We start from the raw sequence: 14,992 nt of genomic DNA, 5'->3' as shown, positions 1-14,992 counted from the left end.
ATCATGACGGAAGAAGCCAAGCGCGAGCATCGGGCCAGAAGCCGCCGACAGGACGCGCGCGCCTTCCTGCTGCTGCTCATCGCCATTTACCCGGTCTTCCTCGCCGTCGCGGCCACGAAGGCCCTCGTCGGCCACGGCGCCGCGGGCCGCTCGATTTTCGAGGAAGCCCGCGTCAGCGCGAGCACCACCATCGCGCTCGCCTTCATGGGCTGAGCGGTTCCCGATTCCGTCCGGGGCCACCGGGCGGAATGGTCGGGCGGCGGATCCTCCGCCGGCCGGTCTACCCTGCCGCGCGGGCCTCAGCGCGGTAACGGCCGCAAGGCCATTCTCGGAGGCTGGAATATGGCTGACATGCGAAGTTCGATCTCCGGACTCACGGAAGCCGAAGCCAAGGAATTCCACGCGATCTTCATGACGAGCTTCATCGGCTTCGTCGCGGTCGCCGTGGTGGCCCACATCCTCGCTTGGATCTGGCGTCCCTGGCTTCCGTCGGTGAAGGGCTATGCGGCCCTGACGGACGGCGTGAGCACGATCATCAACGCCCTAGTGTGACCAGGAGAGAGTCATGTGGAAGGTTTGGCTTCTCTTCGATCCGCGCCGTGCGTTGGTCGCCCTGTTCACGTTCCTGTTCGTGCTGGCTCTGGTGATCCACTTCATCCTGCTCAGCACCGACCGGTTCAACTGGCTCGAAGGCCCCAGGGCCACGCGCGCCAAGGCGGACCTGATGACGCCGACGGTGCCCCCGACGGCGCTCGACGCCCGCGTCACGGTCGCGTGAACCCCAGCCGGCGGCGGCCGGGCGGGCACCGCCCGCCCCGCTCGCCGCCGGCACTCCGGGCGGTTCCAGTCACGACCGCCGAGACGGCCGCGTCACCGGACGCCGCCAGTCCGCACGATCGGAGGGACGATCGATGTCCATGCTCAGCTTCGAGAAGAAATACCGTGTCCGAGGGGGCACGCTGATCGGTGGAGACCTGTTCGACTTCTGGGTGGGGCCGTTCTATGTCGGCTTCTTCGGCGTCACGACGATGTTCTTCTCGCTGCTCGGAACGGCCCTCATCATCTACGGGGCCGCGATCGGCCCGACCTGGAACATTTGGCAAATCTCGATCGCGCCGCCCGACCTCTCCTACGGCCTCGGCTTCGCGCCTCTCAAGGAGGGCGGCCTCTGGCAGATCATCACGGTCTGCGCCATCGGCGCCTTCGGCTCCTGGGCGCTTCGGGAAGTCGAGATCTGCCGCAAGCTCGGCATGGGCTACCACGTGCCCTTCGCCTTCTCGGTGGCGATCTTCGCCTATGTGACGCTGGTCGTGATCCGGCCGGTGCTGATGGGCGCCTGGGGCCACGGCTTTCCGTACGGGATCTTCAGCCACCTCGACTGGGTCTCGAACGTCGGCTACCAGTACCTGCACTTCCACTACAATCCGGCGCACATGCTCGCGGTGACGTTCTTCTTCACCACGACCTTCGCGCTGGCTCTGCACGGCTCGCTCGTCCTCTCCGCGACCAACCCGAAGAAGGGCGAGGTCGTGAAGACGCCGGAGCACGAGGATACCTACTTCCGCGACACGATCGGCTACTCGATCGGCACTCTCGGCATCCACAGGCTCGGCCTGTTCCTGGCCCTCTCGGCCGGGTTCTGGAGCGCGGTCTGCATCGTCATCTCGGGCCCCTTCTGGACGCGCGGCTGGCCGGAATGGTGGACCTGGTGGCTCGACCTGCCGATCTGGAACTGAGGGGACGGAGGACGCCATGCCCGAATACCAGAACATCTTCACGCGCATCCAGGCGCACGGCCCGGCCTACGCCGGCGTCCCGATGAACCGGTCGAACTGGGGCCGGGAGGGCACGCCCTTCCTGTCCTACTGGATCGGCAAGTTCGGCAATGCCCAGATCGGGCCGATCTACCTCGGCTGGCTCGGCATCGCCTCGCTGATCTTCGGCTTTGCGGCCATCGAGATCATCGGCCTCAACATGCTGGCCTCCGTGAACTGGGACGTCATCCAGTTCGTCCGGCAGCTCCCCTGGCTCGCGCTCGAGCCGCCGGGCCCGCAGTGGGGCTTCTACCCCCTCGTCCCCATGAACGAAGGCGGCTGGTGGATCCTCGCCGGCTTCTGCCTGACCATGTCGATCCTGCTCTGGTGGGCGCGCATGTACTCGCGGGCCCGGGCCCTCGGCCTCGGCACCCACGTGCCCTGGGCCTTCGCGGCGGCGATCTGGCTCTACCTGGTGCTCGGCTTCATCCGGCCGGCGATCCTGGGGAGCTGGTCGGAGGCGGTGCCCTTCGGCATCTTCCCGCACCTCGACTGGACGGCCGCCTTCTCGATCCGCTACGGCAACCTCTTCTACAACCCCTTCCACGCCCTCTCGATCGCCTTCCTGTACGGGTCCACCCTGCTCTTCGCCATGCACGCGGCGACGATCCTGGCGGTCAGCCGCTTCGGTGGCGAACGCGAGATCGAGCAGATCCTCGACCGCGGCACGGCGACCGAGCGCGCGGCCCTCTTCTGGCGCTGGACGATGGGCTTCAACGCCACGATGGAGTCGATCCATCGCTGGGCCTGGTGGTTCGCGGTCCTCTGCCCGCTGACCGGCGGCATCGGCATCCTTCTGACCGGAACGGTGGTCGACAACTGGTACCTCTGGGCCGTCAAGCACGGGGTGGCGCCGAGCTACCCGGCGATCTTCCCGCCCGTGCTCGACCCCGCCGCAGCAGCCATGGGGGCGATGAAATGACCAGGCTCAGGACATCCCTCGCGCTCCTCGGGGCGGCCTCCCTCCTCGGCCTCGCGGCCTGCGAGGACCAGGCGGTCGTCTCCCAGCAGATCGGTTACCGCGGGACCGGCATGGTCCAGGTCTCCCGGGCGGGCGTCGAGACCGCCAAGAAGGCGCAGGGGCAGGGGCTGCCGGAGGCCCAGCCCCCGGCCGAGCCTGGCGGCCCCAAGGCCACCGAAGCGTACCAGAACGTCCAGGTGCTGACCGACCTCTCCGAGGCCGAGTTCACCCGCACGATGCTGGCGATCACGGAATGGGTGGCCCCCAACGAGGGCTGCAACTACTGCCACAACCCGGACAACATGGCCGACGACAGCCTCTACACCAAGGTCGTCGCCCGGCGCATGCTGCAGATGACCCGCCACATCAACGCGGACTTCAAGCAGCACGTCCAGCAGACCGGAGTGACCTGCTACACCTGCCACCGCGGCCAGCCGGTTCCCTCCTACGTGTGGTTCCAGAACCCCGGCCCGCCCGAGGCCGGCGGCTACGCCCGCTCGCGCGACGGCCAGAACATCGCCGGGTCCGTGGTCAACTACTCGTCCCTGCCGACCGATCCGCTCACACCCCTCCTCTCGCAGCCGGACGCCATCAAGGTGGTCTCCCGCAGCGTGCTGGCGGAGCCGACCGGGCAGATCGGGACCAAGCAGACCGAGGTGACCTACGGCCTGATGATGCACCTCTCGAAGGGGCTGGGGGTCAACTGCACCTTCTGCCACAACTCGCGCTCGTTCATGTCCTGGGACGAATCCACCCCACAGCGGGTGACCGCTTGGCATGGCCTGCGCATGACCGCCGATATCAACAACGCCTACATCGTGCCCCTGACCCCCACCTTCCCGGCCAACCGGCTCGGGCCGGAGGGCGACGTGGCCAAGGTGAACTGCGCGACCTGCCACCAGGGCGTGAACAAGCCGCTCTACGGCGTGTCGATGTTGCAGGACTACGTCAAGGAACTCGGCGGCGCCCCGGTGCCGCCCAAGTAACCTCCGGGGCGGATCGCGGACCCCGGGCGGGGCCGGCCTTGCGAGCCGGCCCCGCTCCGGAGACCCAACCCGTTGCGCGGCCCGAGTCACCCCCTCCCCGCGCCGCCCGCGACCCTGTCGACCCCGAAGGTCCCGCCCCGCCGTGTTGACCCAGGGCACGGTGGGGCGGGAACGTTTCCCGCCCGCACGAACGACCTTTTCGGCAAGAGGCGGTCCGACCGCCGCCGTCCGGCCGTGCGGGCCCGCTTATGGCCGTCGGCCGGCTCCGCTATCGCCAGCGGTAGGTGATGTCGGCCACGTGCGCGACGGCGGCGGCGGCGAGCCAGGTGGCCGTCCAGGACGGATCGGCCCCGACCAGCACGCTGCGCAGCGCGGCCAGGAGCGCGGCGCCGGCGGCGAGGTTGGCGATCACCGCGAGCGGCTCCACGCCCCGCCCGGTGCGTCGCCAGAAGGCGTACAGCAGGATCGCCTCGATGAAGACGAGGGCGAAGATCAGGTCCACGATGCGTCCGGATCCGATGAGGTCGCTCATGGGGGTCTGTCCGGTGACTCGAAACGTCTTGATCATGACCTCAAAAATCGGCCGTTTCCAAGCGGAAGCCCGCCGTCAGGCGTGAAATTCCTCAGGAAATGCATGCATGCGGCCATGAACTGAATACCAACCCGACAGACGAGGCGATGACATACCTCAATCGGGTTAGGCCGCCGAAAACGGCGCGTTCAGCCGTACTATCTTGAGGTTGAGAACGCCCGCGAAGCTCACCCAGGCGAGGTATGGGCCGAGCAGGGCGGCGGCCATCGGCGACACCGGCCAGACCGCGGCCGCCAGGCCGATAATCGAAAGCCAGAGCAGCACGAGCTCGAAGAAGGCCCAATCGGGCCGGCGCAGCCGGAAGAAGATGGCGCTCCAGGCCACATTGAGGACCGCGTTGACCGCGAAACTCCCGAAGATCACGACGCCGTAGCCGGCGGGCGCCGCCGTCCAGGCCATGACGGCCGAGATACCCATCATCAAGAAGATGGCCGTCCAGACCGGACCGAAGAGGTACTCCGGCGGCTGCCACGACGGCTTTTTCAGCGACCTGTACCAGGGGCCGATCTCGGTCAGGGTCGCGCCGGCGGCGACCAGCAGGATGCCGGCCGCGGCGACGACCGCCGTCGTCAGGAAGGTGCTGGTGTCCATGGCCTTCGTGATCCTACGAGGGTGCGCGATGACTGTCACTCCTTGTAGACTGATCGAGTGTAAATGACAATTGACACGCCGCAGGCCGGCGCGGGAGGGCAAGATGCGGATCCTCTTCATCCACCCGAACTACCACTCGGGCGGCGCCGAGATCGCCGGCAACTGGCCCCCGGCCTGGGTCGCCTACCTGTCCGGCTCCCTCAAGGCCAACGGCTTCACCGACATCCGCTTCATCGACGCGATGACCAACGACATCGACGAGGAGCGGCTCGCCGCGATGATCGCCGAGGCCGATCCGGACATCGTCGGCTGCACGGCCATCACGCCCTCGATCTACAAGGCCGAGCGGGTGCTGGAGATCGCCAAGTCGGTGAAGCCCTCGGCGGTGACCGTGCTCGGCGGCGTGCACGCGACCTTCATGTACCGCCAGGTGCTCTCCGAGGCGCCCTACATCGACGCGATCGTCCGCGGCGAGGGCGAGGAGATCATGACGGCGCTGGCCCGCGCGGTCGCCGAGGGTCGCTGGCCGGCGGACCGGGCGAAGATCAAGGGCCTGGCCTACGGCGAGAACGGCAAGGTCGTGGCGACGCCCGCGGCCCCGACGGTGAAGAACTTCGACGCCATCGCGGCCGACTGGAGCATCCTCGACTGGTCGAAATACATCTACATCCCGCTCGGCGTGCGCGTGGCGATCCCCAACATGGCGCGCGGCTGCCCCTTCACCTGCTCCTTCTGCTCGCAGTGGAAGTTCTGGCGCGACTACCGCATCCGCGACCCGAAGAAGGTGGTCGACGAGATCGAGACCCTGAAGCGGGACCACGGCGTCGGCTTCTTCATCCTGGCCGACGAGGAACCGACCATCAACCGCAAGAAGTTCGTCGCCTTCTGCGAGGAGCTGATCCGCCGCGACGTGAATATCCTTTGGGGGATCAATACGCGCGTCACCGACATCCTGCGCGACGAGGAGCTGCTGCCCCTCTACCGCAAGGCCGGACTCATCCACGTCTCGCTTGGGACCGAGGCCGCCGCCCAGCTGAAGCTCGACCTATTCAACAAGGAGACCACGGTCGCCCAGAACAAGAAGGCGATCGAGCTCCTGCGCAAGGCCGGCATCGTCGTCGAGGCGCAATTCATCGTCGGCCTCGAGAACGAGACGGCGGAGACGCTCGAAGAGACCTACAAGATGGCCTGCGACTGGGCGCCAGACCTTGCCAACTGGTCCATGTATACGCCCTGGCCCTTCTCGGACCTCTTCAAGGAACTCGGCGACAAGGTTGAGATATTCGACTACGAGAAGTATAACTTCGTCACACCGATCATCAAGCCGCAGGCGATGGACCGCGGCGAACTGCTCGACCGCGTGATGAACAACTACCGCCGCTTCTACATGAAGAAGGCGTTCTTCTCCTACCCCTGGGCCGGGTCCGGCCAGCGCCGCCGCTACCTGCTCGGCTGCCTCAAGGCCTTCCTGAAGGCCGGCTTCGAGCGGAAGTTCTACGACCTCGGCAAGGTCGACTATTGGGGCCCGCAGTCGCGAAAGAAGGTCCATTTCGACTTCGACCGGAGCCGCCAGCGCGCGGAGGACACCGAGGTCGAGTGGCAGACCACCCACAACCGCAAGCCCCGCGTCTCCGTCAGCGCCGGCAACGCCGCGGCCCCGATGGCCTGCGGCGGCGGCAAGGACCAGATGACCGAGGACATGGAGGCCGTCGCCGACGCCCTCCCGACGCCGGCGCGCACGCCCGAGCGGGCGGATGCCGCGGTGCATTGAGGCCATGACGGCGCAAGGGTTGCAGGCGGCCCGGGCGACGACGGCCGGGCCGGACCCGATCGGGACGGCCCGGCCGCACGCGCCCGCCCCCGCGGCGCCCGGCCTGGTGGGGCCGAACGCGATCACGCGCATGGACGAAGCCCTCGCCGCCCTGCGCGGCCCGATCCTGCGCGACCGGGTCTTCGCCGCGGCGGGCCTCTCCCATCTCGTCCGCACGCCGCCGACCGCCATGGTCGACGAAGGCGACGTGGCAGGCCTGCACCGGGCGCTCCGCGCCGTGCTGGGTCCTGCCGAAGGCCAGCGCATCTCCGCTGAGGCCGGGCAGCTCACCGGCGACTACCTGCTCGCCCACCGCATCCCGCGCCCGGCCCGGGCCCTGCTCCGCGCCCTCCCCCGGCCGCTCGCCGCGCGGCTCCTCGTCCGGGCGATCGCCCGCCATGCTTGGACCTTCGCGGGCAGCGGCAGCTTCTCGTTCCGCTTCGCCCCCTCGCTGGAACTGACCATCGCGGGGTCCCCCGTGTGCCGGCTGGTCGACGACGGGGAGATGGCCTGCGCCTATTCGGCCGCGACCTTCGAGCGCGTGTTCGGCGCCATCCTGGGCCCGCGCGTGCAGGTCACCGAGACCGCCTGCGCGGCGGCCGGCGACCCGGACTGCCGGTTCCTGGTGACGTGGTGACGCACCTGCGGCCGGGGCATCCGACCTCCATGGACCTGGCCTCGCCGGGGATCTGACACCGGCCCTGCGGGGCGTCCGCGCCCACAGCCTTTCCCCGAATGTCGACCCTGCCATCGCGCCGGGATCCATCGGCTTCCCGGCTCGGTTGCCGAAGCGATTGGCGCGCCGCGAGGTAAGCGCCGCCCTCCATCACCGACCTTCCCTGCACAGCGCGTGCCTCGTGGCACGCCCGTTCCGCGCCGAGCCACCATTGGACCCCGGCTCGATGGCCGGGGTGACAGCCGCGGAGAGGTGAACCCACTGCGGCACCGTGGTTGCGTTCGGCACGTGCGAACCAACGACAGCATGCCGGTGACGCATTCGATACGGTCGCCGGCGGCGAGTTCGGTCCGGACGCCGGGCCGGCGCCGTCAGCCGAGGTCGATCGGGACCGCCCGGCCCTCCTTCAGCGACCGGTACGCGCCCTCCGCGATCAGCAGGGCCTTGAGGCCGTCCTCGCCGGAGGGCGACATCGGTGTCTTGGTCTTCAGGGCCTCGATGAAGGCGCCGATCTCGGCCCGGTAGGCGGCCGTGTAGCGCGTCATGAAGAAGTTCATCAGCGGGTCGCGGAGGTAGCCGGCCGCGGTCGCCACCTCCACCGTCGTCTCGCGCAGGTTCTCGGCGCTGACCATGCCCTTCGAGCCGTGCACCTCGATGCGCTGGTCGTAGCCGTAGGTGGCCCGGCGCGAGTTGGAGATCTGGCAGATCCTGCCCGACTTCGTGGTAAGCACGATGGACGCCGTGTCGATGTCGCCCGCCTCCCCGATCTTCGGGTCGACCAGGTTCGAGGCCGCCGCGTAGACGGTCACGGGCTCCTCGCCGAGGAGGAAGCGGGCCATGTCGAAGTCGTGGATCGTCATGTCTCGGAAGAGCCCGCCGGAGCGGGCGATGTAGTCGAGCGGCGGCGGGCCGGGGTCGCGCGACACGATCGAGACCAGCTCCACCGTGCCGATCTGCCCGGCGTCGATGCGCCGGCGCGCCTCCTGGAAGTTGGGATCGAAGCGCCGGTTGAAGCCGATCATCAGCTGAACGCCCTGCGCCCGCACCGTCGCCAGGCACGTCTCGACCCGCGGGATCGACAGGTCGATCGGCTTCTCGCAGAAGATCGGCTTCCCGGCCCGCGCCGCCTGCTCGATCATGTCGGCGTGCATGTCGGTCGGCGTGGTGATCAGCACCGCGTCGATGTCGCGGGCGTTCATGATCGCGTCGACCGAGCGGACTTCCGCGCCCGAGGCGGCCGCGATCGCCTCGGCGGCGGCGGGCACCGCATCGGCCACGGCTGCGAGCCGCGCCCCCGGCGTGGCCGCGACGGCGGCGGCATGCACCTTGCCGATCCGACCGGCGCCCAGAAGTCCGAAATTCAGCGTCATCGTCCTCTCCACCTCGTTGGGCCGCGTCGCGGCCTGATCCTGCTATGCGCCCGCGACCGCGGCGACGTCCACCCAGCTTCCGTCCCGGTGCGAACGCGCCATCGCCTCGACGGCGGCCTCGATCCGGTAGCCCGCCTCGAAGTCCAGGCCCAAAGCCGGCTCTCCGGCGATCCGCCGCAGCAGCTCGCGGCACTCGATCACCTTCAGGTCGTTGAAGCCGAGGCTGTGGCCCGGCGCCGGCACGAAGGTCCGGTAGGGCGGATGCGCGCCGCCGGTCAGGATGGTCCGGAACCCCTGCTCGGGCGCCGGGTCGGACCGGGAGAAGAGCTGCAGCTCGTTCAGCCGTTCCTGGTCGTAGACGATCGCCCCGTCCGACCCGAAGGCCTGGATCTGGATCCGCCCCTTGCGCCCCCAGGCGGCCCGGTTGGCGAGAAGCACGCCGGAGACGCCGTCCTCCAGTCGGAACAGCACCGAGGCGATCTCGTAGGTCTCGACCGCGCGCCGCCCGCCGTCCGCAGTCGGACGGTCGGCATAGGGACGGGCCTGGTCGCAGAGCACCCGGGCCGGCAGGCCGGTCAGGACCGTCAGGAGCGAGAGCGGGTGGACGGCGAAATCGTCGAGCGCCCCGTGCCCGGACTCCGCGGAATCCTTGTGGCCCCAGGGCGCGGCGGGATCGGCCATGAAGTCCTCGTCCATCTCGACGCGGACATGGGTGAGCCGGCCGATGGCGCCCGCGCGCAGGAGCCCGGCGAAATGCCGGATCGCCGGGTTCTGGATGTAGTTGTAGCCGACCATCGCCACCCGGCCGGAGGCCCGGGCGGCGTCCCGCATGCGCCGAGCGTCCGCGAGGCTCGTCGCCATCGGCTTCTCGCACCAGACGTGCTTGCCCGCCTCGAGCGCCGCGACCGCCATCTCGGCATGGAACGGGTTCGGCGCCGTTACCGACACCACGTCGACATCAGGGTCGGCCGCGAGCGCCCGCCAGTCCCCGGAGGCGCGGGCGAAGCCGAAGGCCCCGGCCTGCGCCGCGGCGAGGCCCTCCGTCGCGTCGGCCAGGTGGGCGAGCCGGGGGCGCGCCACGTCGCCGAAGGTGGGGGCGACCGCGTTCCAGGCAAGCGCGTGGCACTTGCCCATGAACCCGGTTCCGATCAGCCCGACGCCGAGCGCGGTCAAGGACGGCCTCCGGTCACGACATATCCTCCCTGGCCCAGGCGAACGCGGCCCACGCCGTGCGGCGGCCGAACCGCCCTTCCCGGCAGCCCCCCGCGCGGCGTGTTGCGCCGTTCCCCATCGGTCCGTGTCCCGAATGGGTACCGGTCCCGTAAATGGAATTGTCATTCCATCTTGTTCTGATATTGGAAAGACTATTCCCAGCCACGGGCGGGCGTCAAGGCGAACCGGGGCGTTTCGCCGGCAGGAGGTGGCCGATGGCAAGCGTGGTCGCGCCGGCGGATTTCGAGGCGCTCAAGTCGGAGATTGCGGCGCGGCGCGAGGCCCTGCCCCGGCGCCTGAAGCAGGTCGCCGCCTTCGCCCTCGCCGAGCCGGACGAAATGGCCTTCGGCACGACGGCGCGCATCGCCGAGCACGCGGGCGTCCAGCCCTCCACCCTCGTCCGCTTCGCCCAGACGCTCGGCTACCAGGGCTTCTCGGAGCTCCAGCGGGTCTTCCGCGCCCGCCTCAAGGAGCGCTTCCCCGACTACCGCCAACGTATCGAGGCGCTGCGCGAGCCCGGCGACGCGAGCGCGCTGACGCGCCTCTGCGACGGTTTCGCCGGGGCCGCCCGCGCGAGCCTCGACCGGCTCGGCCAGGGGCTCGACGCGGCGGCCCTGGAGCGCGCCGTGGCAACGCTGGCGGCGGCCGACACCATCCATCTCGTCGGCGCCCGCCGGGTCTTCCCGGTCGCCGCCTATCTCGCCTACGCCTTCGGCAAGCTCGGAGTCCGCGCCGTCCTCGTCGACAATGTCGGGCATCTCGGGCCCGAGCAGGCCGGCGGCGCGCGCCCCGGCGACGCCCTGCTGGCGATCAGCTTCACCCCCTACGCGTCCTCGACGATCGAGGCCGCGCAGGCCGCCGCCGCCCGGGGCGTTCCCGTGGTCGCCGTCACCGATTCGCCGTTCAGCCCGCTGGCAGTGCCGGCCACGGTCTGGCTCGAGGTCGCGGAAGCCGACTACGGCGCCTTCCGCTCGCTGGCGGCGACCTTCGCGCTGGCCATGACCCTGGCCGTCGGCACCGCCGAGCGGCGGGGCGTCGGCTGACTTCCCCGGCCTCGCGCGCGACAGGTTGGAACGGAACGTGTGTTCCAGATTGACATCGCTATGGAACAAGGATTTCATCCTTGCGGCCCCCGGGCCCGACCGCGCCCATCGGAGGAGAGCCCCTTGTCCACGCCAGCGCTCGACGTCATCGCGATCGGCCGGTCCTCCGTGGACCTCTACGGCCAGCAGATCGGCTCGCGCCTCGAGGATATCGCCACCTTCACCAAGGCGGTCGGCGGCTGCCCCGCCAACATCGCGATCGGAACGGCCCGGCTCGGCCTGAAGTCCGCCCTGATCACCCGGGTCGGTGCCGAGCAGATGGGCGGCTTCCTGCGCGAGCAACTGGCCCGCGAGGGCGTGTCGATCGAAGGCGTCCGCGTCGACAAGGACCGCTTGACCGCCCTGGTCCTCCTCGCGGTCGAGGACGAGGGCGTCTCGCCCATGATCTTCGTGCGCACCGACTGCGCCGACATGGCGCTCGACGAGGGCGACGTCGATCCGGCCTTCGTGGCATCGGCGGCGGCCATCGTCGTCACCGGCACCCACTTCTCCCGGCCCAACAGCGCCGCCGCCCAGAGGAAGGCGATCCGCGCCGCCAAGGCCGCCGGCCGCAAGGTCGTGTTCGACATCGACTACCGGCCCAACCTCTGGGGCCTCGCCGGCCACGACGCGGGCTTCGAGCGCTACGTGAAGTCGGACCGCGTCTCCGCCGAGATGAAGCCCGTCCTGCCCGACTGCGACCTGATCGTCGGCACCGAGGAGGAGATTCGCATCGCGACCGGCGCGGACGGCGTTCTCGAAAGCCTGCGCGCGATCCGCGCCGTGACCCCCGCCACCATCGTGCTGAAGCGCGGCGCGATGGGCTGCATCGTCTACGACGGCCCGATCAGCGAGGACCTGGAGGCCGGCATCGTCGGCCAGGGCTTCCCGATCGAGGTCTACAACGTGCTCGGCGCCGGCGACGCCTTCATGTCCGGCTTCCTGCGCGGCTGGCTGAAGGGCGAGCCGCTGGCCACCTGCGCCACCTGGGCGAACGCCTGCGGGGCCTTCGCGGTCTCGCGCCTGCTCTGCTCGCCCGAGTACCCGACCTGGGAGGAGCTCGACTTCTTCCTCCGCCACGGAAGCCCCCACCGGGCGCTGCGCAAGGACGCCGCCATCAACCACCTGCACTGGGCGACGACCCGCCGCCCGCAGCCCGACCGCCTGATGGCCTTCGCGATCGACCATCGGGCGCAGCTCGAGGATCTGGCCGACAAGGCCGGCGCGCCGCGCGCGCGCATCGCGGACTTCAAGGTGCTGGCCGTCGAGGCCGCCGCCGAGGTCGCCGCCGGCCGGCCCGGCTTCGGCATGCTGCTCGACTCCACCTACGGCCAGAAGGCGCTCTACCGGGCCGCCCGGCACCCCTTCTGGATCGGCCGCCCCGTCGAGAAGCCGGGCTCCCGCCCGCTCGACTTCGACCAGATGTGGGACCTCGGCAGCCACCTCGTCGAATGGCCGGTCGGCCACACCGTCAAGGGCCTGTGCTTCTACCACCCCGACGACCCGCCGGACCTGAAGGCACGGCAGGAGCGCGAACTCCTGCGCCTTCACGACGCCGCGCGCACGGTCGGCCGCGAGCTCTTGGTCGAGATCATCGCCGGGCGGCACGGCCCCCTCGGCCCCGACACCGTCGCGACCGTCGTCCAGCGCCTCTACGACCTCGGCATCCGCCCCGACTGGTGGAAGCTGGAGCCCCAGGCGGACGCCGCCGCCTGGGCGCGCACCGCAGCCGTGATCGAGGCGAACGACCCGCATTGCCGCGGCATCGTCCTGCTCGGCCTGGAGGCGCCGGAGGCGGAGCTCCGCGCCGCCTTCAGGGCCGCCGCGTCGTCGCCCCTGGTGAAAGGCTTCGCGGTCGGGCGTACCATCTTCGCCGACGCGGCCGCCCGCTGGCTCGCCGGCGCGATCGACGACCGGGCGGCGGTCGCAGACATGGCCGGACGCTTCCGGGCCCTGGTCGGGGCCTGGGAAGAGGCCGCCCCACGATAACGACGTCCCCGGGAGGAGTTCACCCCATGCAGACCGTCCGGCTCACCATGGCGCAGGCGCTCGTGCGCTTCCTGGCCGCCCAGCAGACCGTGATCGACGGCCACAAGGTGCCGCTCTTCGGCGGCGTCTGGGCCATCTTCGGCCATGGCAACGTCGCCGGCATGGGCGAGGCGCTCTATCAGGTGCGCGACCGCCTGCCGACCTTCCGCTCCCACAACGAGCAGAGCATGGCGCATGCGGCGGTCGCCTTCGCCAAGGCGAGCTTCCGCCGCCGCATGATGGCGGTGACGACCTCGATCGGGCCAGGCGCCACCAACGTGGTGACCGCCGCCGCCGTCGCCCACGTCAACCGCCTGCCGCTCCTGATCCTCCCCGGCGACGTCTTCGCCGACCGCCGGCCGGACCCGGTCCTCCAGCAGATCGAGGACTTCGGCGACGGCACGGTCTCGGCCAACGACTGCTTCCGCCCCGTCTCCCGCTACTTCGACCGCCTGACCCGCCCCGAGCAGCTCGTCCCGGCGCTGGAGCGGGCCATGCAAGTGCTGACCGACCCGGCCGACTGCGGCCCCGTCACGCTCGCGCTCTGCCAGGACACCCAGGCGGAGGCCTGCGACTACCCCGAGGCCTTCTTCGCCGAGCGGGTCTGGGCGCCGCGCCGGATCAGGCCGGCCCTCGACGAACTGCAGGCCGCCGTCGGCGCGTTGCGCGGGGCGGCGAAGCCCCTGATCGTGGCGGGCGGCGGCGTCCTCTACTCGGGCGCGGCCCGGACGCTGGCGGCCTTCGCCGAGTCCCACGGGATCCCGGTCGCCGAGACCCAGGCCGGCAAGTCTACCCTGCCCCACGACCATCCGCTGAACATGGGCTCGATCGGTGTCACCGGAGCCTCGGCTGCCAACGCGCTCGCCGAGGAGGCGGACCTGGTCCTCGCCGTCGGCACGCGCCTGCAGGACTTCACCACCGGCTCCTGGGCACTCTTCAAGAACCCGGCGAGCCGCCTCGTCGGCCTCAACGTGCAGGTCTTCGACGCCACGAAGCACCGCGCGATGCCGCTCGTCGCCGACGCCGAGGCGGGCCTCGCCGACCTCGCCGCCGACCTCGGCGGCTGGCGCGCGCCGTCCACCTGGACGGACCGGGCCAAGGGCCTCGCCGACGACTGGCGCAAGGCGGTCGACGACGCAATCCTGGCGACCAATGCCGAGAAGCCGTCCGACGGCCAGGTGATCGGCGCCGTCCAGCGCGTCGTCGGCTCGGCGGCGACCATCGTCTGCGCCGCCGGCGGGCTGCCGGGCGAGCTCCACAAGCTCTGGCGCGCGGGCGCCCCCGGCTCCTACCACCTGGAATACGGCTACAGCTGCATGGGCTACGAGATCGCCGGCGGCCTCGGCGTCAAGATGGCGAAGCCCGACGAGGAGGTCGTCGTCATGCTCGGCGACGGCTCCTACCTGATGGCCAATTCCGAGATCGCCACCTCGGTCATGCTCGGCCTGAAGCTCACCGTCGTGGTTCTCGACAACCGGGGCTTCGGCTGCATCAACCGGCTGCAGATGGCGACCGGCGGCGCCAACTTCAACAATCTCCTGGAGCACGCCCGGCACGAGACCCTGCCCGAGATCGACTTCGCCGCCCACGCCGCCTCCCTCGGCGCCACGGCCCGCAAGGTCGCCTCCCTGGCCGACCTCGAGGCCGCGCTCGCGCAGGCGCGCGCCGAGCCGCGGACGACCGTCCTCGTCATCGACACCGACCCGCTCGCCACCACCAAGGCCGGCGGCCACTGGTGGGACGTGGCCGTGCCCGAGGTGAGCCCCCGGCGGGAGGTCACCGACGCCCGTGCCGCCTACGAGACGGCCCGCCAGAGGCAGAGGCTCCTGAACTGACCAGGCCCCACCCGACCGACCGCGCCCCCGCGAAC

The 14,992-nt window shown here is 70.3% G+C and carries 15 protein-coding genes; 11 read left to right on the top strand and 4 right to left on the bottom strand.

Features of this window, described 5'->3' with window-relative positions:
- The first annotated feature begins 3 nt into the window (after nt 1–3).
- From WBG79_RS12600 to pufC, 6 genes are all read left to right on the top strand, one after another.
- Entirely contained in the window at nt 4–213 is a 210-nt protein-coding gene (locus WBG79_RS12600; protein ID WP_337357450.1) for a hypothetical protein, read from the top strand.
- A gap of 129 nt (nt 214–342) precedes the next feature.
- Nucleotides 343–552 (top strand): light-harvesting antenna LH1, beta subunit, encoded by a 210-nt coding sequence (gene pufB / locus WBG79_RS12595; protein WP_337357449.1) that lies wholly within the window; start codon nt 343–345, stop codon nt 550–552.
- Between the two features lie 13 nt (nt 553–565).
- On the top strand, nt 566–778 hold the full coding sequence (gene pufA, locus WBG79_RS12590; protein ID WP_337357448.1) for a light-harvesting antenna LH1, alpha subunit: 213 nt from the start codon (nt 566–568) through the stop codon (nt 776–778).
- A gap of 133 nt (nt 779–911) precedes the next feature.
- Entirely contained in the window at nt 912–1,736 is an 825-nt protein-coding gene (gene pufL / locus WBG79_RS12585) for a photosynthetic reaction center subunit L (RefSeq protein ID WP_337357447.1), read from the top strand.
- Between the two features lie 16 nt (nt 1,737–1,752).
- Nucleotides 1,753–2,736 carry a photosynthetic reaction center subunit M gene (pufM, locus tag WBG79_RS12580; RefSeq protein ID WP_337357446.1) on the top strand — a complete coding sequence of 328 codons (984 nt, stop codon included), beginning with the start codon at nt 1,753–1,755 and terminating at the stop codon, nt 2,734–2,736.
- Nucleotides 2,733–3,761, top strand: coding sequence for a photosynthetic reaction center cytochrome PufC (gene pufC / locus WBG79_RS12575; RefSeq protein WP_337357445.1), 1,029 nt, complete (start codon nt 2,733–2,735; stop codon nt 3,759–3,761). Before pufM ends, pufC begins: the two co-directional genes overlap by 4 nt.
- Before the next feature lie 268 nt (nt 3,762–4,029).
- Here pufC and WBG79_RS12570 read toward each other — a convergent pair whose 3' ends face one another.
- Complete coding sequence (locus WBG79_RS12570) at nt 4,030–4,293, bottom strand: hypothetical protein (RefSeq protein ID WP_337357444.1); 264 nt, start codon at nt 4,291–4,293, stop codon at nt 4,030–4,032.
- 165 nt (nt 4,294–4,458) lie between these two features.
- The gene (locus WBG79_RS12565; RefSeq protein ID WP_337357443.1) at nt 4,459–4,944 is read right to left on the bottom strand and encodes a TspO/MBR family protein; all 486 of its coding nucleotides are present in this window, start codon (nt 4,942–4,944) and stop codon (nt 4,459–4,461) included.
- 103 nt (nt 4,945–5,047) lie between these two features.
- On the opposite strand from WBG79_RS12565, the gene bchE reads away from it, so the two are divergent.
- Both bchE and bchJ read left to right on the top strand, forming a co-directional pair.
- On the top strand, nt 5,048–6,715 hold the full coding sequence (gene bchE, locus WBG79_RS12560; RefSeq protein ID WP_337357442.1) for a magnesium-protoporphyrin IX monomethyl ester anaerobic oxidative cyclase: 1,668 nt from the start codon (nt 5,048–5,050) through the stop codon (nt 6,713–6,715).
- Nucleotides 6,699–7,391 (top strand): bacteriochlorophyll 4-vinyl reductase, encoded by a 693-nt coding sequence (bchJ, locus tag WBG79_RS12555; protein ID WP_337357441.1) that lies wholly within the window; start codon nt 6,699–6,701, stop codon nt 7,389–7,391. Before bchE ends, bchJ begins: the two co-directional genes overlap by 17 nt.
- Before the next feature lie 410 nt (nt 7,392–7,801).
- Here bchJ and iolG read toward each other — a convergent pair whose 3' ends face one another.
- Both iolG and WBG79_RS12545 read right to left on the bottom strand, forming a co-directional pair.
- Nucleotides 7,802–8,800: an inositol 2-dehydrogenase gene (gene iolG, locus WBG79_RS12550; RefSeq protein ID WP_337357440.1), complete on the bottom strand. Its 999-nt coding sequence runs from the start codon at nt 8,798–8,800 to the stop codon at nt 7,802–7,804.
- A 42-nt stretch (nt 8,801–8,842) separates the two neighbouring features.
- Nucleotides 8,843–9,973, bottom strand: coding sequence for a Gfo/Idh/MocA family protein (locus WBG79_RS12545; protein ID WP_337357439.1), 1,131 nt, complete (start codon nt 9,971–9,973; stop codon nt 8,843–8,845).
- A gap of 254 nt (nt 9,974–10,227) precedes the next feature.
- On the opposite strand from WBG79_RS12545, the gene WBG79_RS12540 reads away from it, so the two are divergent.
- Genes WBG79_RS12540 through iolD form a run of 3 tightly spaced genes read left to right on the top strand, consistent with a single transcriptional unit; the run spans nt 10,228 to nt 14,957 of the window.
- Nucleotides 10,228–11,055: a MurR/RpiR family transcriptional regulator gene (locus tag WBG79_RS12540; RefSeq protein WP_337357438.1), complete on the top strand. Its 828-nt coding sequence runs from the start codon at nt 10,228–10,230 to the stop codon at nt 11,053–11,055.
- A 60-nt stretch (nt 11,056–11,115) separates the two neighbouring features.
- Entirely contained in the window at nt 11,116–13,083 is a 1,968-nt protein-coding gene (locus WBG79_RS12535; RefSeq protein WP_443147429.1) for a bifunctional 5-dehydro-2-deoxygluconokinase/5-dehydro-2-deoxyphosphogluconate aldolase, read from the top strand.
- 26 nt (nt 13,084–13,109) lie between these two features.
- Nucleotides 13,110–14,957 (top strand): 3D-(3,5/4)-trihydroxycyclohexane-1,2-dione acylhydrolase (decyclizing), encoded by a 1,848-nt coding sequence (gene iolD / locus WBG79_RS12530; protein WP_337357436.1) that lies wholly within the window; start codon nt 13,110–13,112, stop codon nt 14,955–14,957.
- Nucleotides 14,958–14,992: the final 35 nt, after the last annotated feature.

Origin of the sequence: Prosthecomicrobium sp. N25, assembly GCF_037203705.1 — a bacterium.
Taxonomy (GTDB): Bacteria; Pseudomonadota; Alphaproteobacteria; order Rhizobiales; family Ancalomicrobiaceae; genus Prosthecodimorpha.
This window is presented reverse-complemented; position numbering and strand designations above follow the sequence as displayed.

Coding starts and splice junctions, on each gene's coding strand:
- WBG79_RS12600 (WP_337357450.1), top strand. CDS start 4: ATGACGGAAGAAGCCAAGCGCGAGCATCGGGCCAGAAGCCGCCGACAG.
- pufB (WP_337357449.1), top strand. CDS start 343: ATGGCTGACATGCGAAGTTCGATCTCCGGACTCACGGAAGCCGAAGCC.
- pufA (WP_337357448.1), top strand. CDS start 566: ATGTGGAAGGTTTGGCTTCTCTTCGATCCGCGCCGTGCGTTGGTCGCC.
- pufL (WP_337357447.1), top strand. CDS start 912: ATGTCCATGCTCAGCTTCGAGAAGAAATACCGTGTCCGAGGGGGCACG.
- pufM (WP_337357446.1), top strand. CDS start 1,753: ATGCCCGAATACCAGAACATCTTCACGCGCATCCAGGCGCACGGCCCG.
- pufC (WP_337357445.1), top strand. CDS start 2,733: ATGACCAGGCTCAGGACATCCCTCGCGCTCCTCGGGGCGGCCTCCCTC.
- WBG79_RS12570 (WP_337357444.1), bottom strand. CDS start 4,293: ATGAGCGACCTCATCGGATCCGGACGCATCGTGGACCTGATCTTCGCC.
- WBG79_RS12565 (WP_337357443.1), bottom strand. CDS start 4,944: ATGGACACCAGCACCTTCCTGACGACGGCGGTCGTCGCCGCGGCCGGC.
- bchE (WP_337357442.1), top strand. CDS start 5,048: ATGCGGATCCTCTTCATCCACCCGAACTACCACTCGGGCGGCGCCGAG.
- bchJ (WP_337357441.1), top strand. CDS start 6,699: ATGCCGCGGTGCATTGAGGCCATGACGGCGCAAGGGTTGCAGGCGGCC.
- iolG (WP_337357440.1), bottom strand. CDS start 8,800: ATGACGCTGAATTTCGGACTTCTGGGCGCCGGTCGGATCGGCAAGGTG.
- WBG79_RS12540 (WP_337357438.1), top strand. CDS start 10,228: ATGGCAAGCGTGGTCGCGCCGGCGGATTTCGAGGCGCTCAAGTCGGAG.
- WBG79_RS12535 (WP_443147429.1), top strand. CDS start 11,116: ATGGAACAAGGATTTCATCCTTGCGGCCCCCGGGCCCGACCGCGCCCA.
- iolD (WP_337357436.1), top strand. CDS start 13,110: ATGCAGACCGTCCGGCTCACCATGGCGCAGGCGCTCGTGCGCTTCCTG.